Annotated in this window: 1 protein-coding gene; it reads left to right on the plus strand. The window is 68.3% G+C overall.

What is annotated here, in order from left to right; all coding sequences use genetic code 11:
- The coding region (locus VL52_RS22920; RefSeq protein ID WP_046159213.1) for an amino acid adenylation domain-containing protein at positions 1-1,033 on the plus strand (1,033 nt) is incomplete at both ends.

The raw sequence follows: 1,033 nt of genomic DNA on the forward strand, positions 1-1,033 counted from the left end.
CGCCGCTGGCCGGTCCGGATCACCTGGCGTACTGCATCTACACCTCGGGCTCCACCGGCTCGCCCAAAGGCGTGCTGGTGCCGCGGCGTGGGCCGGCGAATCTGTGCGCAGACTGGCAACGACGCTACCCGGTGTCCGGCGACGACTGTTTCTCGTTATGGACGCGGCTGAGTTTCGACGTGTCGGTATGGGAGTGGCTGCTGCCGCTGAGCCATGGCGCGAGCCTGGCGATTCCGCCGGAAGAGGCGCGGGCGCAGGCCCAGGATTTCCTGGTGTGGGCCAGACGGCAAAGGGTGAGTGTGGCATACCTGCCGCCGCACATCGTGCGGTCGCTGGCGGCAGCGCCGGAGGGCAGTTTGCCCGGCACGCTGCTGGTGGGCGTGGAGCCGTTGAACGAAAACAGCGTGAGGGTGCACAGCCGGGGCGCGCGGGTGGCGAACGGCTATGGTCCGACCGAGGCGACGGTGTACTGCACGCTGTATACCGAAGGCCCGGCGGAAGCGGAACGGAATCTGCCGATAGGCCGGCCGATAGGCAATGTGCGGATTTATCTGCTGGACGAGGATTTGAATCCGGTGCCGGCGGGGGCGCGAGGTGAGATTTTCATAGGCGGCGCGGGGCTGGCGCGGGGCTATCTGAACCGGCCGGAGCTGACGGCGGAGAAATTTCTGCCGGACCCGTACGGCGAGCCGGGCGGGCGGATGTACCGGAGCGGGGACCAGGGCCGTTACTTGCCGGATGGCAACCTGGAATATCTGGGCCGGCAGGATGGGCAGGTGAAGCTGCGCGGGTACCGGATAGAGCCGGGCGAGGTGGAGCACGCGCTGTCTGGGCTGGACGGAGTGCGCGAAGCGGCGGTGCAGGTGGTGAGGGACGAGAGGGGAGAAGCGCAGCTGGCGGCGTACGTCGCGCGGTGGGCGTCGTCGTCGAAGACGATGCGGGAGCTGAGGGAGGCGTTGAGGCGGCGCTTGCCGGACTACATGGTGCCGACGGCGTGGGTGGAGCTGGATGCGCTGCCGCTGAACGCCAACGG

It is taken from the genome of Chromobacterium vaccinii, assembly GCF_000971335.1.
GTDB classification, from domain to species: Bacteria; Pseudomonadota; Gammaproteobacteria; order Burkholderiales; family Chromobacteriaceae; genus Chromobacterium; species Chromobacterium vaccinii.